Consider the following 18,894-nt stretch of genomic DNA (forward strand, 5'->3'; position numbering starts at 1 on the left):
GCGCCGCGCCCCTCACTTCAGCCCCAGCCGGCGGGCCAGCTTGTGCAGGTTGCTGGCGTCCACGTCGAGCCTCCGGGCCGCCTGCGACCAGTTGCCGTCGCAGGCGGCCAGCGCCTGGCGGATCATCCGTCGCTGGCAGGCGTCGACCGCGTCACGCAACTGGATCGGCTCGCCGGACGGCCAGTCCGGATCGGGCTCTCCGGTGGGGATGCCCTCGCCCGACAAGGCGCCGAAGCCGGGGCCCGCCGCGCGACCGTTCGCCACGGGCCCTTCGGCGACCTCGCGGCCCACGTCCAGATCGAGCAGCGCGGCATCGAGCGTGACGATGCCGCCGCGCTCGCCGCCCCGGCTCAAGGCCTTCAGCGCCGCCCGGCTGATCACGTGCTCCAGCTCGCGCACGTTGCCCGGCCAGCGATACCGGGACAGCGCCTCGCCCGCCTCGGGCGACAGGCGCAGGCTGCGCAGGCCCAAGCGCGCGCGATTCAGCTCCAGGAAGCGACCAGCCAGCAGCAGCACGTCGGCGCCGCGCTCGCGCAAGGGCGGTATCGGCACCGGGTAGACCGACAGGCGGTGATAGAGGTCGGCGCGAAAGCGGCCATCGCGCACCGCTTCGCGCAGGTTGCGGTTGGTGGCGGCCACCACCCGCACGTCCACGCTGCGCGGGCGGTCGGCGCCCAGCCGCTGGATCTCGCCGTTCTGCAGGGCGCGCAGCAGCTTGGCCTGCACCGGCAACGGCAGCTCGCCCACCTCGTCCAGGAACAGCGTGCCGCCGTCGGCGGCCTCGAAGCGGCCGGGCCGCTCGGCGCCGGCGCCGGAGAAGGCGCCCTTGGCATGGCCGAAGAGCTCGCTCTCGGCGAGCGACTCCGGCAGCGCCGCACAGTTCACGTGCACCAGCGGCCGCTCGCGCCGGCGCGAGCGCTGGTGGATGCGGCGCGCGAAGAGCTCCTTGCCGACGCCGGTCTCGCCGAGCAGCAGCACCGGCAGCTCGGAATCGGCCACCACGTCGATCTCGCGCAGCAGCGCCGCGATCGCCTCGCTGCCGCCGACGATCTCGTCGCGCCCGTCTGCCGCGACGCCTTCGACCGGCCCGGCCGAGCCGCGCGACAGCCGGAGCCCGCGCATCTCGTCCTCGAGCCGGGTGACCCGGATCGCCGCCTCGATCAGCAACGAATAGCGGCGCAGTTCGTCGCGCGCGCGCTCGTCGAAGGTGCCCGCCTGCAACGCGTCGAGCGTGAGCGCGCCCCACAACTCGCCTTCGATGTAGAGGCTCGCGCCCATGCAGTCGTGCACCGGCAGCGGCGCACCGACCTGCGAATCGAGCAGGCCGTCATAGGGGTCGGGCAGCTCGGAATCCGGCTCGAACCGGGTGGTGCCGCGCCGCGCCAGGATCGCGGCGAGCCTCGGGTGCTGGCTGACCATGAATCGCCGGCCGAGCGCCTCGCGCACGAGGCCGTCGACCGCGATCGGCCGAAGGCTGTCTCCTTCCAGGCGAAGCAGGCCCACCGCCCCGCAGCGGAAGTGCTCACGCAGCGTGCAGACCAGACGCTGAAGCCTGACCGCATGAGGAAGGTCGGTGGCGAGATCGGCCAGCAAGGTATCGCGCATATAGGTAATCATAACCCTAAAAGGTATCTATTACCTCGATCTGCCAGGGTTTTTTTGACCTTATACCCGATGTTGCAGTGCGCAAATCCCTGATTCCAAAGCGTTCCCATTCTGGCACGTCGATTGCGAAGCCAAGGGCACGGCAATGCCGTCTGAACGGAGATAAGAACAGTGAGTACCTCAGTCGCCACACCCCTGAGCACGCCCGCGAGCACGCTCGACCAATCGCTCGGATCGCTGGCCCGGAGCATTCCGGGCGCGACCGCCCTTTTCGACGCCAGCGGCCTGGACTTCTGCTGCGCCGGCAACAAGACGCTGCGCAAGGCGGCCGCGGAGAACGGCCTGGACGCCGAAGCCCTCGCCGCACGGCTGGACGCGATGCGCGGCGGCCCTGCCGAAGGCCGCGACTGGCGCGCCGCGCCGGCCGCCGAACTGATCGACCACATCGTCGAGCGATACCACGCCCGCCACCGCGAGCAGTTGCCGGAGCTGATCCGGCTTGCCCGCCGCGTGGAGCAGGTGCACGGCGAGCGGCCCGATTGTCCGGCCGGTCTGGCCGACCACCTGGAAGCCATGCGGCAGGAGCTCGAGAGCCACATGATGAAGGAGGAGCAAATCCTGTTCCCGATGCTGGCGCGCGGCATGCGGCCGCAGGCCGCGGGTCCCATCTCGGTCATGCGCTTCGAGCACGAGCAGCACGGCGATGCCCTGGAGGGCCTGTCGGCGCTGACCAACGGCATCGTCACGCCCTCGGGCGCCTGCAATACCTGGCGGGCGCTGTACCTGGGGCTGGCCACGCTGCGCGACGACCTCGTCAACCACATCCACCTCGAGAACAACATCCTGTTCGACGAGAGCGCCGCCGCGGAGGTCAGCCATGCGTGAGTACCGCCGACTCTGGTTCCTGCTGATCGCCGTCCTGGCGGTCACCTTCTCCCTGCTCGGCTACTACGGCGCCGAGGTCTACCGGGTCGCGCCGCCGATCCCGGCGCAGGTCGTGACCGCGTCGGGCGACAAGCTCTTCACGAAGGACGACATCCTCGACGGCCAGACCGCCTGGCAATCGGTGGGCGGCATGCAGCTCGGCTCGGTCTGGGGCCACGGCGCCTACCAGGCGCCGGACTGGAGCGCCGACTGGCTGCATCGTGAGGTGGTCGCCTGGCTCGACCTTGCCGCGCAGGAGGAGCACGGCAAGGCCTGGGCCCGGCTCGACGCCGCGGACCGCGAGGCGCTGCGCTACCAGGCCCAGCTCGAGTACCGCGGCAACGACGTCGACCGCGCGACCGGCACGCTGACGCTGTCCGCGCGCCGCGCCGAAGCGATGCGTCAGACGGCCGACTACTACGGCCGCCTCTTCTCGGCCGATCCCGCGCTGCAGGGCACCCGCGAGAGCTACGCGATGAAGGAGGACACGCTGCCGTCCGCCGAGCGTCGCCAGGACCTCACGCAGTTCTTCTTCTGGACCGCCTGGGCGGCCGCCACCGAGCGGCCCGACAGCGCGGCCACCTACACGAACAACTGGCCGCACGAGCCGCTGATCGGCAACGTGCCGACCGGCGAGAACGTGATGTGGTCGATCGTGAGCGTGGTGCTGCTGATCGCCGGCGTGGGCTTCCTGATCTGGGCCTGGGCATTCCTTCGGAAGGAGGAAGGCGAGCTGCCCAAGGCGCCCGCCAGCGACCCGCTGACCAGCTTCGCACTGACGCCCTCGCAGAAGGCGCTGGGCAAGTACCTGTTCCTGGTCGTGGCGCTGTTCGTGTTCCAGGTGCTGATCGGCGGCTTCACCGCGCACTACACCGTGGAGGGCCAGACCTTCTACGGCATCGAGGTCTCGCGCTGGTTCCCGTACTCGCTGGTGCGCACCTGGCACATCCAGGCGGCGCTCTTCTGGGTGGCCACCGGCTTCCTGGCGGCCGGCCTGTTCCTTGCCCCGTTGATCAACGGCGGCAAGGATCCGAAGTACCAGAAGCTGGGCGTGGACGTCCTGTTCTGGGCGCTGGTCGTGGTGTGCGTGGGCTCCTTCGCCGGCAACTACCTGGCGATCGCGCAGATCATGCCCGAGCACCTGAACTTCTGGCTGGGCCACCAGGGCTACGAGTACGTGGACCTCGGCCGGCTCTGGCAGATCGGCAAGTTCGTCGGCGTGGCCTTCTGGCTCGTATTGATGCTGCGCGGCATGGTGCCGGCGCTGCGCCAGCCCGGCGACCGCAACCTGCTCGCGCTGCTGGCCTCGTCGGTCATCGCGATCGGCCTCTTCTACGGCGCCGGTCTGTTCTACGGCGAGCGCACCCACATCTCGATCATGGAGTACTGGCGCTGGTGGGTGGTGCACCTGTGGGTCGAGGGCTTCTTCGAGGTCTTCGCCACCACGGCGCTGGCCTTCATCTTCTCGACGCTGGGCCTGGTGTCGAAACGGATGGCCACCACCGCGAGCCTCGCATCGGCCTCGCTCTTCATGCTGGGCGGCGTGCCGGGCACCTTCCACCACTTGTACTTCTCCGGCACGACCACGCCGGTGATGGCGGTGGGCGCGACCTTCAGCGCGCTCGAAGTGGTGCCGCTGGTGGTGCTGGGCCACGAGGCCTGGGAGAACTGGCGGCTGCGCGAGCGCGCCTCGTGGATGCAGAACCTGAAGTGGCCGCTCTACTGCTTCGTGGCGGTCGCCTTCTGGAACATGCTCGGCGCGGGCGTCTTCGGCTTCATGATCAACCCGCCGATCTCGCTGTACTACATCCAGGGCTTGAACACGACCCCGGTGCACGCGCATGCGGCGCTGTTCGGCGTGTACGGCTTCCTCGCGCTGGGCTTCACGCTGCTGGTGCTGCGCTACATCCGGCCGCAGATGGTGTTCGACGAGAAGCTGATGAAGGTGGCCTTCTGGTCGCTGAACCTGGGCATCGGGCTGATGATCGCCACCAGCCTGCTGCCGATCGGCCTGTTCCAGTTCCACGCCAGCGCCACGGTCGGCATGTGGTACGCCCGCAGCGAGGAGTTCCTGCAGCAACCGCTGCTCGAGACGCTGCGCTGGGTGCGCACCTTCGGCGACGTGGTGTTCATCGTGGGCGCCGTGGCCATGGCCTGGCAGGTGGTCAGCGGCCTGCAGGGCCCGCTGCAGCCGGCCGCGGCTCCGGCACGCGCCGCGCGCGGCGGCAGGCTCGCCGAGGGCGGGCAGCAGTAAGGCGCCATTGCCTCCCTGACGTCGCCCGGACGGTCCCGGGCGGCGTGCTGGCCGCCGGTGCTCGCAGGAGCCCGGCGGCTTTTTTGTTCGTCGTCATCGACGCGGGGGCGGCGCCCCGCGACCGGTCGCTGCGGCGCGCTACAGGAAGCGGTCGAGGATCTTGCGACTCGCGCGATCGAGCGCCTTCGGGTCGCGGATCAGGAAGTGCACGCCATGGCTGTCGGCGATCAGCAGCATGCCGCCCGCCAGCCGGCGGATGTGCTCCTCGCCGGACAGCACGAAACTCACGCCGCCGCGGTCAGTCGCCACGCTCCAGGTGCTGGGCGTCATGTAGCTGGACACCGAGACGATCGCGCGGATCTCGGGCATGAACTCGCGTCCGGAGAGTTCTTCGGCGATCAGCGCGGCAAGGTCGGCCGGCAACGCGGCCCGGTCGTCCACCCAGGCGAGCTCGTGGCCATCGGCGCTCATGATCGCCAACCCGGTGTCCGGCGACGAGATCGGGAAGGCTCGAACCGGCATCACGCCTTCGTGCGCGACGCCGTCAGCGCCAGTGAGCACCAGCCGGCCGAAACCGTCGCGCACCAGCGTGAAATCGCCGGTGCGGATCGCGTTCTCGTTCGTGCCGGTCGTCATGCTTCCTCCCGCGCCGGAGACGGCAGCGTCTGCGCGGCCGCCTCGGCATCGGCCTCGGCCTGGCGCTGCTGCGCCTGGTAGAGCTTCCAGTAGGCGCCTTCGCGCGCGAGCAGCGCGTCGTGCGTACCCATCTCCACGATGCGGCCGCGGTCGAGCACCACCAGCCGGTCGGCGCGGCGCAGGGTGCTGAGCCGGTGCGCCACCGCGATCGTGGTGCGACCGCGCACCAGGTTGTCGAGCGCCTTCTGGATTTCCTTCTCGGTGGTGGTGTCCACCGACGAGGTGGCCTCGTCGAGGATCAGCACGCGCGGATCGATCAGCAGCGCGCGGGCGATCGAGATCCGCTGGCGCTCGCCGCCCGACAGCGACTGGCCGCGCTCGCCCACGACGGAGTCGTAGCCGTGCGGCAGGCGCAGGATGAACTCGTGGGCGTGCGCCGCGCGCGCCGCGGCCACGATCTCCTCGCGGCTCGCATCGGGCCGGCCGTAGGCGATGTTCTCGGCGATGGTCCCGAAGAACAGGAAAGGCTCCTGGAGCACCACGCCGATGCGCCGGCGCCAGTCCGCGATCGCCACCTTTCGCACGTCGATGCCGTCGACCAGGATCGCGCCCTCGCTCAGGTCGTAGAAGCGGCAGATCAGGTTCACCAGCGTGCTCTTGCCCGAGCCGCTGTGCCCGACCAGGCCGATCATCTCACCCGGGGCGATCTCGAGGTTCAGGCCGCGGATCACCGCCCGGTTACCGTAGCGGAAGCCCGCGTCGCGCAGCGTGATGCGGCCCTGAACGTCGGCCAGCGGCACCGGATCGACGGGCTCCGGCACGTTGGACTGGTGGTCCAGGATGTCGAAGATCCGCTTGGCGCCGGCGGCCGCCTTCTGGGTCACCGACACGATCCGGCTCATCGAATCGAGGCGGATGTAGAAGCGCCCGATGTAGGCCAGGAAGGCGGTCAGCACGCCCACCGTGATCTCGTCGCGCGAGACCTGCCAGATGCCGAAGGCCCAGACGATGAGCAGCCCCACCTCGGTGAGCAGGGTCACCGTGGGCGAGAACAGCGACCAGACCCGGTTCACGCGATCGTTGACCGCCAGATTGTGCTGGTTGGCCGCGCGAAAGCGGGCCGCCTCGCGCTTTTCCTGCGCGAAGGCCTTGACCACGCGGATGCCGGGGATCGTGTCCGACAGCACGTTGGTGACCTCGGCCCAGATCCGGTCGACCTTCTCGAAGCCGTGACGAAGCCGGTCACGCACCTGGTGGATCATCCAGGCGATGAAGGGCAGCGGCAGCAGCGTGACCAAGGCCAGCCAGGGCTCGATCGAGAACAGGATCGCCGAGGTCATCGCGATCATCAGCACGTCGGTCGCGAAGTCGAGCAGGTGCAGCGACAGGAAGACGTTGATGCGGTCGGTCTCCGCGCCGATCCGGGCCATCAGGTCGCCGGTGCGCTTCCCGCCGAAGTACTCGAGAGACAGCGAAAGCAGGTGCTCGTAAGTGCTGGTGCGCAGGTCGGCGCCGATCCGCTCGCTGACCAGCGCCAGGATGTAGGTGCGCGCCCAGCCCAGCGCCCAGGCCACCAGTGCCGCAGCCAGCAGCGCGCCCAGGTAGCCGGTGACCAGCGCGCGGTCGATCGGCTGGCCGTTCTGGTACGGGATCAGCACCTCGTCCATCAGCGGCATGGTCAGGTAGGGCGGCACCAGCGTCGCGGCGGTCGCGGCGAGCGTGAGCAGGAAGCCGCCGAGCAACTGCCAGCGATACGGGCGGGCGAAACGCCAGAGCCGGAACAGGGTCCAGGTGGACGGCGCCTCGGTGGACTCGCCGTCGCAGCGCGGGCATTCCTCCGAGCCGGGCGGCAGCGGCGCGCCGCAACTCGCGCAGAGCGGCCTGGCGATCGGCGTCGGCGCCTTGCCTTCGCGCAGTTCGACGCAGGCGCGCTCCCAGGCCTCGACGAAACGCAGCATCGTGGCGTGATGGCCGATCGTGTAGCGCCACAGCGCCAGGCGCCCCCGCTCGTCGACCAGCTCGAGCGTGCCCACGCCGGCGTGGTCGTGGTGCCGCAGCGACCAGGACGGGTCGAGCGGCCAGGCCTGCCAGACGGCATCGTCGGCGCCGCGGGCGAGCAGCCGCCGGTCGGTCAGCGCGAGCAGGCCTTCGGTGAAGCGCAAGGACGCGTCGAGATCGAGCACGAAGAAGGCCAGCAGGGTCTCGCCCCCGTCGAGCCCGGCGCCCAGCGGGCCGCGCCAACGCTCGGGGACCACCAACTCATGCGAGCGATCGCCGTGCGACTCGCGAACGGGCTCGGACGGGGCGATCGAAGAAATATGTTCGGAGGAATGCATCGGGCGACCGGGCAACCGGGGGCAGGGGGGCCGGAAGGTCGGCAAGCGTACCGCATCGGAAGCGTAGCGAATCTGATCGAATCTGACAGATGTCGCACGCAATGAGGGCCGCTGCGAGGCTTGTCTCGGAATTGGAGCGATTCGCGCTCGAACCCGCGTCAGCCGGTAAACCGGTTCGCCGACACTCCGTTGAACACCCCTCGGGGCTCTTCCCGCATACAGGCCGCCAGGCCGGACTCGCAAAAGTGAAAAAGCGCTACATCGACATCCTCCAGCTGACCCACCTCCGCGGTCCCAGCATGTGGACCTACCCGCCGGTGATCGAGGCGCTGGTCGACATCGGCGAACTGGAAGACTTTCCGTCGAACACCCTGCCCGGGTTCTACGAGCGGCTGTCGACCTGGCTGCCCGGCCTGATCGAGCATCGCTGCAGCTACGGGGTCCGGGGCGGTTTCCTGCGGCGCCTGCGCGAAGGCACCTGGGCCGGACACGTGCTCGAGCACGTCACGCTCGAGCTGCAGAACCAGGCCGGCATGCCCGGCGGCTTCGGCAAGGCGCGCGAAACCTCCGAACGCGGCGTATACAAGGTCGTGGTCACCGCCTGGCACGAGAAGGTCACGGTTCCGGCGCTGTACTCGGCGCGCGACCTGATCATGGCCGCCATCGAGGACCGGGCGTTCGACGTGCCGGGCGCCATCGACACGCTGAAGGACCTGGCCGACGACGCCTGCCTGGGCCCGAGCACCGGTTGCATCGTCGAGGCCGCCCAGGAAGCGCTCAAGATCCCGGCCATTCGCCTGAACGACGGGAACCTGGTCCAGTTGGGCTACGGTTCCAGGCAGAAGCGGATCTGGACGGCCGAGACCGAGCTGACCAGCGCGATCGCCGAAGGCATCTCGCGCGACAAGGACCTGACCAAGCAGTTGCTGCAGACGGTCGGCGTGCCGGTTCCCGAGGGCCGCCTGGTGACCGATGCCGACGACGCCTGGGCCGCCGCCGAGGAAGTCGGCCTGCCGGTGGTCGTCAAGCCCTACGACGGCAACCACGGTCGGGGCGTGTTCACGAACCTGCGCACCCGCGAGCAGGTGGCCCGCGCCTGGGAAGTCGCTGCGGGGGAAGGCAGCGGCGTGATCGTCGAGCGCTTCGTCCTGGGCAACGAACATCGCCTGCTGGTCGTCGGCGGCAAGCTGGCCGCCGCCGCGCGTGGCGAGCTGGCCTGGGTCACCGGCGACGGCGCCAACACGATCCGGTCGCTGATCGAGCTCCAGCTGAATTCCGACCCCCGTCGCGGCCGCACCGAAGACGCGCCGCTGAACCCGGTCCGGATCGACTCGGCCGCCCGCATCGAGCTGGCCAACCAGGGCTTCGAGCCCGACTCGATCCCGCCGGCCGGCAGCCGGGTGCTGATCCAGCGCAACGGCAACGTGGCGATCGACTGCACCGACGAGGTCCACCCCTCGGTGGCGGCAGCCGCCGCGCTGGCCGCCCGGACCGTGGGCCTGGACATCGCCGGCGTCGACCTGGTGGCCGAAGACATCTCGCGCCCGCTGCAGGAACAGGGCGGCGCGATCGTCGAGGTCAATGCCGGCCCGGGCCTGCTGATGCACCTCAAGCCCGCCGAGGGCAAGCCGCGCCCCGTGGGCCGCGCGATCGCCGATCACCTGTTCCCCGAAGGTGAATCCGGCCGGATTCCGGTGGTCGGGATCACCGGCCGCCGCGGCACCACCGCCATCGCCCATCTGGTCGAGCGGATGCTCCGCCTGTCCGGCCAGCGCACCGGCCTGGCCTGCGCCGATGGCCTGTATCTCGCCGAGCGCCAGCTCGAGCAGCGCGACTGCACCGACTTCGAGTCGGGTCGCCGGCTGCTGGTCAATCGCGCGGTCGACGCGGCGGTGATCGAGAACACCGCCCGCACGATCGCCGAAGAAGGTCTCGCCTACGACCGCTGCGCGGTCGGCGTGGTCACCAGCGTGGAACTGGCCGACGCCCTGCCCGGACGCGACATCCTCGAGCTCGATCAGGTGTACAGCCTGCTGCGCACGCAGGTCGACGTGGTCCTGACCGACGGCGCCTCGGTGCTCAACGCCGCCGATCCGATGGTGGCGCGGATGGCATCGCTCAGCGACGGCGAGGTGATCTTCTACGCGGCCAACCCGACCCTGCCGGCCATCGACGGCCACCGCGCGCGCGGCGGCCGCTCGGTCCACACCCGCGACGGCCTGATCGTGCTGGCCACCGGCGGCGAGGAGATCATCCTCACCCGCCTGGCTTCGGTGCCCTCGCTCGAAGGCGCCGACGAACCGGCCGTCGAGCCGGTGCTGGCCGCGGTTGCCGCCGCCTGGGCGCTGGGCCTGAGCACCGAGCTGATCCGCTCGGCGATCGAGACCATCGAGCCCGCGCCGGCCACCGGCGTGGCCCCGGCCGTCCCGGTTCGCGCCGCGGTTCCGGCCGCCGCCGAACCGGCGCCGGCCGATCGCGCGCTGGCCTGACCCGTCGGCCCGACCCCCATCGCCGCCCTGCCCTTCCCCAGCGGAACCCCCCACGCATGAATCTCACCCGTATCCGCGCGCTGCGCGGTCCGAATCTCTGGAGCCGCCGCACCTCGATCGAGGCGGTCGTCGAATGCGAGGCGCGCGAACGATCGCTCGACCTGATGCCGGGCTTCTTGGCCCGGGTCCGGCAGCGTTTCCCGGCGCTGCCCGCGCTCGGCGCCGACGCCTCGCTCGCCCACGCGCTCGAGGCCTGCGCGCTGGCGCTGCAGGTCGAGGCGGGGTGCCCCGTGAGCTTCTCGCGAACCGCACCCACCCCCGAGGCCGGAACCTTCCAGGTGGTGGTCGAGTACAGCGAGGAGGCGGTCGGCCGCCTGGCGGTGGAACTCGCGCAGGCCCTCTGCGAAGCCGCGCGTGACGACCTGCCCTTCGACGCGGCTGCCGCGCTGGCCCGACTGCGCGCGCTCGACGAAGACGAGCGCCTGGGGCCGAGCACCGGCAACATCGTCGACGCGGCGGTGGCCCGTGGCATCCCCTATCGCCGCCTGACCAGCGGCAGCCTGGTGCAGTTCGGCTGGGGCAGCCGGCAGCAGCGGATCCAGGCCGCGGAGATCGACCGCACCAGCGCGATCGCCGAATCCATCGCGCAGGACAAGGACCTGACCAAGGACCTGCTGCACGGCGCCGGCATCCCGGTGCCGCTCGGCCGGCCGGTCGAGGACGCCGACGACGCCTGGAAGGCCGCCTGCGAGATCGGCACGCCAGTGGTCGTCAAGCCGCGCCACGGCAACCAGGGCAAGGGCGTGGCGGTGAACGTCAGCACCCGCGAGCAGGTGCTGGCCGCCTATGCGGCGGCGCGCGAGCACGGCGCCGAGATCATCGTCGAGAAGTACCTGCCGGGCCAGGACTTCCGGCTGCTGGTGGTCGGCGACCGACTGGTCGCCGCGGCGCGCCGCGATCCGCCGCTGGTGGTCGGCGACGGCAAGCGCACGATCCGCCAGCTGGTCGACCAGGTGAACACCGATCCGCGCCGCGGCGACGGCCACGCCACGCCGCTGACCCGGATCCGCCTCGACGACATCGCGCTGGCGCGGCTGGCCACCCAGCAGTACACGCCCGACTCGGTGCCCGCCCGGGGCGAGCGGGTCGTCCTGCGCAACAACGCCAACCTGAGCACCGGCGGCAGCGCCACCGACGTGACCCGCGACGTCCATCCCGAGCTGGCCGCCCGCGTGGTCGCGGCCGCCCAGACGGTGGGCCTGGACATCTGCGGCGTCGACGTGGTCTGCACCACGGTGGCCGAGCCGCTCGAATCGCAAGGCGGCGGCATCGTCGAGGTCAACGCCGCGCCCGGCCTGCGCATGCACATCTCGCCTTCCTTCGGCGAAGGCCAGGCAGTGGGCCAGGCCGTGGTCGACACGATGTTCGGGCCGGGCGAGGACGGCCGGATCCCGGTCGTGGCGGTCACCGGCAACAACGGCAAGACGACCACCGTCCGGCTGGTCGCTCACCTGGCCGCCAGCACCGGCAAGCGGGTCGGCATGACCAACTCCGACGGCGTCTACGTGGCCGGCAACCGCATCGACACCGGCGACTGCAGCGGCCCGCGAAGCGCGCGCAGCGTGCTGATGCATCCGGACGTCGACTTCGCGGTGCTGGAAACCGCGCGCGGCGGCATCCTGCGCGAAGGCCTGGCCTTCGACCGCTGCGACGTGGCGGTCGTCACCAACATCGGCGCGGGCGACCACCTGGGGATGAACTTCATCACCACCGTCGAAGGCCTCGCCGCGGTCAAGCGGGTCGTGGTCGAGAACGTAGCCCCCGCCGGCCATGCAGTGCTGAACGCCGCCGACCCGATCGTGGCGGCCATGGCCCCCTACTGCCCGGGCTCGGTGATCTTCTTCGCCGCCGACGCCTCGCATCCGGTACTGGCCGCGCATCGCGCCGCCGGCAAGCGGGTGGTGTTCGTCGAGCGTGGCGACCTCGTGGCCGCCGAAGGCGAGTCCGAGCACCGGATCCCGCTCGCGCAGGTGCCGCTCACCCGCAACGGAACGATTCCCTTCCAGGTCGAGAACGCGATGGGCGCGATGGCGGCCGGCTGGGCAGTGGCCCTGTCCTGGGACGCCATCGCAGCCGGCTTGCGCAGCTTCGTCAACGACGCGAACACGGCGCCGGGCCGCTTCAACGTTTTCGACTACAAGGGCGCGACCGTGATCGCGGACTACGGGCACAACCCCGATGCGATCGAGGCGCTGGTGCGGGCGGTGGACGCGATGCCCGCCAGGCGCCGTCACGTGGTGATCAGCGGCGCCGGCGACCGTCGCGACGAAGACCTGCGGCGCCAGACCGAGATCCTGGGCGCGAGCTTCGACGACGTGATCCTCTACGAAGACGCCTGCCAGCGCGGCCGCGCCGACGGCGAAGTGCTGTCGCTGCTGCGCCAGGGCCTGGCCGGCGCCACGCGCGTGCGCGAGGTGGACGAGATCCGCGGCGAGTTCCTGGCCATCGACCGCGCGCTGGCCAGGCTGCAGCCTGGCGACCTGTGCCTGGTGCTGGTCGACCAGGTCGAGGAGGCGCTCGCGCACATCGGCGCCCGGGTCGCCGAGCAACAGGTGGCGAAGGCGGCCTGAGCGCCGCCGATGAGCCGATCCGCGGCGCTGGCCGCGCGCCTGCCGCTGATCGACGCGCTGAAGGCGATCGCCTCGCAGCTGATCGTCCTTCACCACCTGGCCTTCTACGGACCGATGTCCGACGCCGCGGCGCCGCTGGCGCCGGCGCTGTTCGGCTGGCTGACCGAGCACGCCCGGGTGGCGGTCCAGGTCTTCCTGGTGATCGGCGGCTTCCTGACCGCGCGAAGCCTCGCCAGGACCGGCGCGGCCCCGGCGACGCCGGGCCGGATGCTCGCCGCCTTCGGGCGCCGCTACCGCCGGCTGGCCCTGCCCTTCATCGCCGCGATCGGACTCGCGATCGTGGGCGCGGCGATCGCTCGCGCCTGGATGCAGCACGACTCGGTGCCGGCCGCACCGGGACTCGGCCAGCTGCTTGCGCATGCGCTGCTGCTGCACGACCTGCTCGGGCAGGAAGCGCTGTCGGCCGGTGTCTGGTACGTGGCCATCGACCTGCAGCTCTTCGGCACGATGCTGCTCGCAATCTGGCTGGGCCAGCGGCTGGGCGCCCCGTGGCTGCCGGTGCTCGCGCTGGCGCTGGCCTCGCTGTTCGTGTTCAATCGCGATGCCCGCTGGGACGTGGCCGCGCCCTATTTCTTCGGCGCCTACGCGCTGGGCGCCTTTGCCTGGCAGGCACGCGACCGCGCCCGGATCCCACTGGCCGCGATCCTGCTGCTCGCTGCCACGGTCGCCGCGCTGGCGCTCGATTTCCGGGTCCGGATCGCGGTGGCGCTCGCCGTGGCGATCGGCCTGGCGGCCGCCAGTCGCTGGGGTATGCTTTCGCGATGGCCGCACGCCCGCCCGATCGCCTTCCTGGGGAACATCTCGTACTCGGTCTTCCTGGTCCACTTCCCGGTGTGCCTGGTGGTGAACGCCGCGTTCGCCCGCTTCGTGGGAGCAGACCCCTTCGCCAACCTGGCGGGCATCGGACTCGCCTGGGCGGCCAGCGTTGCCGCAGGCGCGTTCTTCCATCGCCGGATCGAGACCCGCTTCGGCGGCGCCGCCGCGCCAGAGGCCCCGGCCCGCTGAAGGCCTCGCGCGCCGATGCCTGAGCCGCGCGACACGCTGCCAACCGGCAGGGACGCCGACTCGCCGCGCAAGGGCGCAACGGGCCTGCGCCGCGTGCTGAACGCCACGCGCAACTCTGCCGACGGACTTGCCGCGGCCTGGCGCCACGAAGCCGCCTTCCGCCAGGAACTGCTGCTGGCGATCGCGCTGGTGCCGGTGGCCCTGCTGCTCGACGTGCCCGGAACCGGCAAGGCGCTGATGATCGCGAGCATCCTGCTGGTGCTGATCGTCGAGCTGCTGAACTCGGCAGTCGAAGCCGCGATCGACAGGATCTCGCTCGACCGCCATCCGCTCGCCAAGCGCGCCAAGGACGTTGGCAGCGCCGCGGTGATGATCGCGCTGCTGAACGTGGCGGCGGTCTGGAGTCTGGTGCTCTTCGGCTGAATGCGCCCGCCTGCGGCGCGCCCTTCCCGGGCCCCGGATCGTCAGGCCTCGAGCTTGCCTGGCGCCTGCTCGCCTGCCAGTTCGTGCAAGCGCCCGGTGGCGCTGCGATATCCGATCTCGATGATGTCGCCCGCCTGATCGAACTCCAGGAAGCGCACCGAGCCCAGCGGCGGCTGGATCAGCACCTCGGGCCGATCGAGCTGCAGCGTGGCCTGCGCGATGCGCGCCTGCATGATGTACAGCGAAGCCAGCATCACGTCGACGATGCCCGGCAACGGCTCGCGCTCGAGCCACTCGCGAAACTGGATCAGCATCGGATGCTCGAGCGGCTGGAAGCTCTCGAGCACCCGGGTCATGGCCTGCACGATCGGCTTGCCGTTGTCGGTCCCGTTGGGCCGCGTGAGCCGGTTGGTGACGATGTCGTGGTTCAGGTCCACCGCGATGACGACCTCGGCGCCCATCTGGCGGGCGACGCTGACCGGCACCGGATCGACCAGCCCGCCGTCGACGAAGACCTTGCCGTTGCACCGGACCGGGTTGAAAACACCCGGCACCGCGATGCTCGCGCGCACCGCTTCGATCAGGCTGCCCGAACCGATGGCCACTTCCTCGCCGGTGGAGATGTCGGTGGCCACCGCCCGGAAGGGAATCGGCAAGGCCTCGATGTCGGGCTCGGCCACATGGCGCCTGACGAACTCGCCGATCTTGAGCCCGTCGATCAGGCCCGAGCGCGGGAACACCGGATCGACCAGCGACGCGATGCCCTGCCAGCCCATGCCCCGGAACTCCTTCTCGAGCTCGTCGAGCTTGCCGGCCGCGAACATCGCGCCCACGAAGGCGCCCATGCTGGTGCCGGCGACCACGTCGACCCGGATGCCGGCCTCGACCAGCGCACGCAATACGCCGATGTGGGCCAGGCCGCGCGCCGAGCCGCTGCCGAGCGCGAGGCCGACCCGCTTGCCGGCGAAACGCGCAGCGAGGCCGCCCGACGCAGGCTCGCCGGACTCGTGGGGCGGCGCCTTCGGCGCCGAGGGCCGTTTACGCTCGGGGGAGCTCATCGGGAGTGACTTCCTTCGGCAGCGCGCCCCGCGACAGGCGCCGCGGCATGGCCTGCCCGACGCGCTCGCGCCGCCCTGGCTCGCGCAGGCGAGACCATCATTTTAGCGCCGGCGCAGCGCCGTCTTCCGGTCGCGGCCTCGGTGCGACCGCGTCCGCCCTTCGCAGCGTGACTTCCATCTGGTTGAACGCGATCTCGATCCCCAGCTCGCGGAACACCCGGTCGATCCTGCGATTGATCTCGTCGACCGCGGCATTGCGGTCGGCGAGTTCGCGCACGTGCACGCGCAGTTCGTGATCCAGCGTGCTCGCGCCGAACTGCAGGAAGACGACCATCGGCTCGGGCTCCTTCAGCACGCGTGGATTCTCGGCAGCGATCTTCAGCAGCAGGCTGCGAACCCGGTCGAGGTCCGAGCCGTAGGCGACTCCCACCTTGATCGTCACCCGGGTCACCGTGTCGGTGAGGGTCCAGTTCACCAGCTGGTCGGTCACGAAGGTCTTGTTCGGGACGATGATCTCCTTGTGGTCGAAGTCGATGATCGTGGTGGCGCGTATCCGGATCCGGCTGACCGTGCCCGAGAGGTTGCCGATCGTGACCACGTCGCCGATGCGCACCGGCTTCTCGAACAGGATGATCAGGCCCGACACGAAGTTCGCGAAGATCTCCTGCAAGCCGAACCCCAGGCCGACGCCCAGCGCGGCGACCAGCCACTGCAGCTTGTCCCAGCTCACGCCCAGCGCGGACAGCGCCGAGACCGCGCCGACCCCCACGATCAGGTAGGAGATCAGCGTGGTGGCGGCGTAGGCGCTGCCCTGGCCCAGGCTCATTCGCGACAGCACCAGCACTTCGAGCAGGCCGGGCAGGTTGCGCGCGAGCACCAGCGCGGCCCCGGCGATCGCCAGCGCGCCCAGCACGTCGAGCAGGCTGATCGGGACCAGGGCCGAGGCGCCGGCCGAGCCGCCTTCGTACTGGTAGAGCGTGATCTTGTCGAGGTAGGCGGTGACCGCGATCAGGTCGGCCCAGACCCAGTAGAGCGCGAGCAGCGCGAGCGCCAGCAGGCCCAGCCGCACCAGGCGCAGCGACTGCCGGTTGACCTGCTCGATGTCGAGCACCGGCTCCTCCACGACCTCGGGCAGCTCGGCGTTCTCGCGGGCGGCCTCCTCGCGCGCAGCCTGCCGCCGCGCGAGCGCCCGCTGGAACGCGAGCCGGCGCGCGGCCACCGCCAGGCTGCGCATCACCGAAGCCTCGAGCACCCTCCAGACCACCAGCACCAGCAGCGTGTCGACCAGCCGGCCGCTCAGCTTCAGCGCGGTGTAGTAGTAGCCCAGCCAGACCGTCACGATCAGCGCGAGCGGCAACAGCCGCAGGGCGAGCAGCGCGAGCAGCGAGAAGCCCGGGATCCGCTCGCCTTCTTCGTCGCGGACCGGCGCCCCGAATTGCCAGGCCATCAGGCCCAGCCCGGCCAGCAGCACGACGATGCCGATCACGTCCTCGGCCAGCGCCGCCGGCACCTTCTCGGCAAGCGTCGCCACCGCGATCAGGACCAGCGTCACCAGGCCGAGCCTGCGCGTGCGCGTGCGCTCGATCGCGGCCCTGGCCGGATCGAAGCCGAAGTGCCGCTCCGCCACGCCGCCGGGCGACAGCATCCGCCAGGCAGTGTGGAGCACGATCCAGACCAGCGACATCTCGAGCAGTGCCCCGCCGATCTCCGGATTGAGGCCGCGCCCGTCGCGCTGCAGCGCGTGGCCGGCCAGCGCGAGCATCAGGCCCACAGGCAGCGCGGCCAGCAGGTCGAGCAGGACCGCCAGCGGCGTGTGCCACTGGCTGTCGCGCCGCACGTTGCCGATGTCGCCGTGCAGCGCCTGCCGCCTGCGCCCCAGGGCCCGGCGCTGCCACGACAATACCGCCGCCAGCAGCAGCGCCGGCAAGACGGCCAGGGGTCGCGCCGAGAACGCCGCGCCGAGATCGGACAGCATCGTTCGCCACGAGAAACCGGCGAGCTGTCGCTCGAGCATCCCGGGAACCGCCTTCAGCCAGGCAAGATCCAGCGGACGGTTGCTCGGCACCCAGAACATGTGCTCGTCGAGCGTGGCGCGCAGGCGGTCGGTCGTGGTGCGGAGCGCCGTCTGGCTGGTCTGCAGCTCGAACGAGGCGCCGATCAGCGCGTCCAGTTCCCGGGTCAGCCGCTGCAACAACTCGGCCCGCGTGGCGAGCAGCGCGCGCAACTCCTGGCGCAGCGCGTCGGTCGCCGGCTCGGACGGATGCTCGGCGATCAGCCGCGCTGCGAGCGCTTCCGGATCGACCAGCTCGCTGCGATAGCGACCGATCTCGAACTGATAGAGGCGCAGGTCGGCAAGCTGGTCGGCCAGCTCGCCGTCGAGCTGCAGCCGGGGCAGCGCGCGTTGCTGTTCGTACAGGATCCGCGTGAGGAGCCGGCTTCCCTGGAGCACGCTGATCTGCTCGTCGAGCGCCTGCTCGACCTGCTCGAGCGAGTCGAGCTGCCGGCGCGCCTCGAGACTGCGCCGGTTCAGATCGTTGAGCCGGTCGGTGGCGCCCAGCAGGTACTCGGAGAGCTTGCGGTTGAGCGCGGCCTCCTGCGCCAGCAGGCCGCCGCCCTGGGCAGGCGCGCCGGGCGTGAGCTCCGCCACCGCCTGCTCCGACTGCGCGCGGCGGCGCTCCGCGATCCGTTGCTGCAGCGCCTGGATCGCCCGCTCCTCGCGCGCGATCCGCTCCGCCAGCAGATCCCGGCGAGCCTGGTTGAGCTCCAGGAGCACGCTGTTGCCGGCCAGTTCCTGCCGCAGCAGGCGCAGGCGATTCTCGAGCGCCAGCGCCTCCGCCGCGAGCAGGTCACGGCGCTCGGGCGTGAGCGGCCGGTTGGCCTCGCGACCGGTGCGCAGCGCATCGGCGAGCGCCTTCGCGCGGCTCTCGCCCGCGATGGTCTCTTCGGAGCCGCGTTCGGGGCGCGTCTGCGCAGCAATGACCTGGCTGTTGGCGTCGGCCAGTTCCTTCTGCCACTCGGCAAGGCGTGCGCTGCGCTCGTCGAACAGCTTCTCGAGCTCGCCCAGGCCGCGCTCGGCCACCCCGGCTGGCACCGCGGGCTCGGCGCCCGCCCCCAGGCGCTCGAGCTCGGCGCGCGCCTCCTTGATCCGCGCGGGCGCTCCATCGAGCGTCTGCCTGAGCTGCCGGAGCCGCTCGGCGCTCTCCTCGGCCGTCTTGAGCTGGGCGAGCGTCTGCTCCAGCACCTGCTTGAGCGCGTTGCGCTCCGCCTCGGGCAGATTCCGCGAACCCAGTTCGTCGAGATTCTTGCGGACCACCGCCGCGTCCGGCGCCGACGCGCCCGCCTGCGCCGCCGCCGGCTGGGCGAGCACGCTCGACACCGAGCCCGCCAGAAGGGCCCAGACCAGCAGGCAGTGGGCGAACAGCAGCCTGGAAAGTACGCTCATCGGACGCCGGAGGCGCGATCAGCGGCCGGACC

The 18,894-nt window shown here is 71.0% G+C and carries 11 protein-coding genes; 6 read left to right on the plus strand and 5 right to left on the minus strand.

What is annotated here, in order from left to right:
* Nucleotides 1–12: 12 nt before the first annotated feature.
* A complete protein-coding gene (gene norR / locus FHP08_RS01345) occupies nt 13–1,605 on the minus strand; it encodes a nitric oxide reductase transcriptional regulator NorR (RefSeq protein ID WP_147702504.1) in 1,593 nt (530 codons plus the stop codon).
* 171 nt (nt 1,606–1,776) lie between these two features.
* Here norR and ytfE point away from each other — a divergent pair, with 171 nt between their 5' ends.
* Together ytfE and FHP08_RS01355 are read left to right on the plus strand one after the other, a co-directional pair.
* A complete protein-coding gene (ytfE, locus tag FHP08_RS01350) occupies nt 1,777–2,490 on the plus strand; it encodes an iron-sulfur cluster repair protein YtfE (protein ID WP_225878991.1) in 714 nt (237 codons plus the stop codon).
* On the plus strand, nt 2,483–4,783 hold the full coding sequence (locus FHP08_RS01355; RefSeq protein WP_147702505.1) for a nitric-oxide reductase large subunit: 2,301 nt from the start codon (nt 2,483–2,485) through the stop codon (nt 4,781–4,783). The genes ytfE and FHP08_RS01355 overlap by 8 nt, the downstream gene beginning before the upstream one ends.
* 138 nt (nt 4,784–4,921) lie before the next feature.
* Here FHP08_RS01355 and FHP08_RS01360 read toward each other — a convergent pair whose 3' ends face one another.
* Together FHP08_RS01360 and FHP08_RS01365 are read right to left on the minus strand one after the other, a co-directional pair.
* Nucleotides 4,922–5,419, minus strand: coding sequence for a cyanophycin metabolism-associated DUF1854 family protein (locus FHP08_RS01360; protein WP_147702506.1), 498 nt, complete (start codon nt 5,417–5,419; stop codon nt 4,922–4,924).
* A complete protein-coding gene (locus tag FHP08_RS01365) occupies nt 5,416–7,674 on the minus strand; it encodes a cyanophycin metabolism-associated ABC transporter (protein WP_225878992.1) in 2,259 nt (752 codons plus the stop codon). The genes FHP08_RS01360 and FHP08_RS01365 overlap by 4 nt, the downstream gene beginning before the upstream one ends.
* Nucleotides 7,675–8,000: 326 nt before the next feature.
* On the opposite strand from FHP08_RS01365, the gene FHP08_RS01370 reads away from it, so the two are divergent.
* Genes FHP08_RS01370 through FHP08_RS01385 form a run of 4 tightly spaced genes read left to right on the plus strand, consistent with a single transcriptional unit; the run spans nt 8,001 to nt 14,362 of the window.
* Nucleotides 8,001–10,244 (plus strand): cyanophycin synthetase, encoded by a 2,244-nt coding sequence (locus FHP08_RS01370; protein ID WP_147702508.1) that lies wholly within the window; start codon nt 8,001–8,003, stop codon nt 10,242–10,244.
* 56 nt (nt 10,245–10,300) lie between these two features.
* Entirely contained in the window at nt 10,301–12,874 is a 2,574-nt protein-coding gene (gene cphA, locus FHP08_RS01375) for a cyanophycin synthetase (protein ID WP_147702509.1), read from the plus strand.
* 9 nt (nt 12,875–12,883) lie between these two features.
* On the plus strand, nt 12,884–13,939 hold the full coding sequence (locus FHP08_RS01380) for an acyltransferase family protein (RefSeq protein WP_147702510.1): 1,056 nt from the start codon (nt 12,884–12,886) through the stop codon (nt 13,937–13,939).
* Nucleotides 13,940–13,954: 15 nt separating this feature from the next.
* The gene (locus tag FHP08_RS01385) at nt 13,955–14,362 is read left to right on the plus strand and encodes a diacylglycerol kinase (RefSeq protein ID WP_147702511.1); all 408 of its coding nucleotides are present in this window, start codon (nt 13,955–13,957) and stop codon (nt 14,360–14,362) included.
* Nucleotides 14,363–14,403: 41 nt separating this feature from the next.
* On the opposite strand, the gene FHP08_RS01390 is transcribed toward FHP08_RS01385, so the two are convergent.
* Both FHP08_RS01390 and mscK read right to left on the minus strand, forming a co-directional pair.
* Entirely contained in the window at nt 14,404–15,420 is a 1,017-nt protein-coding gene (locus tag FHP08_RS01390) for a patatin-like phospholipase family protein (RefSeq protein WP_147702512.1), read from the minus strand.
* A 97-nt stretch (nt 15,421–15,517) separates the two neighbouring features.
* Nucleotides 15,518–18,862 carry a mechanosensitive channel MscK gene (gene mscK / locus FHP08_RS01395; protein ID WP_147702513.1) on the minus strand — a complete coding sequence of 1,115 codons (3,345 nt, stop codon included), beginning with the start codon at nt 18,860–18,862 and terminating at the stop codon, nt 15,518–15,520.
* Nucleotides 18,863–18,894: the final 32 nt, after the last annotated feature.

The sequence above is a fragment of the Zeimonas arvi genome (genome assembly GCF_008039575.1).
GTDB lineage: Bacteria > Pseudomonadota > Gammaproteobacteria > Burkholderiales > Burkholderiaceae_E > Zeimonas > Zeimonas arvi.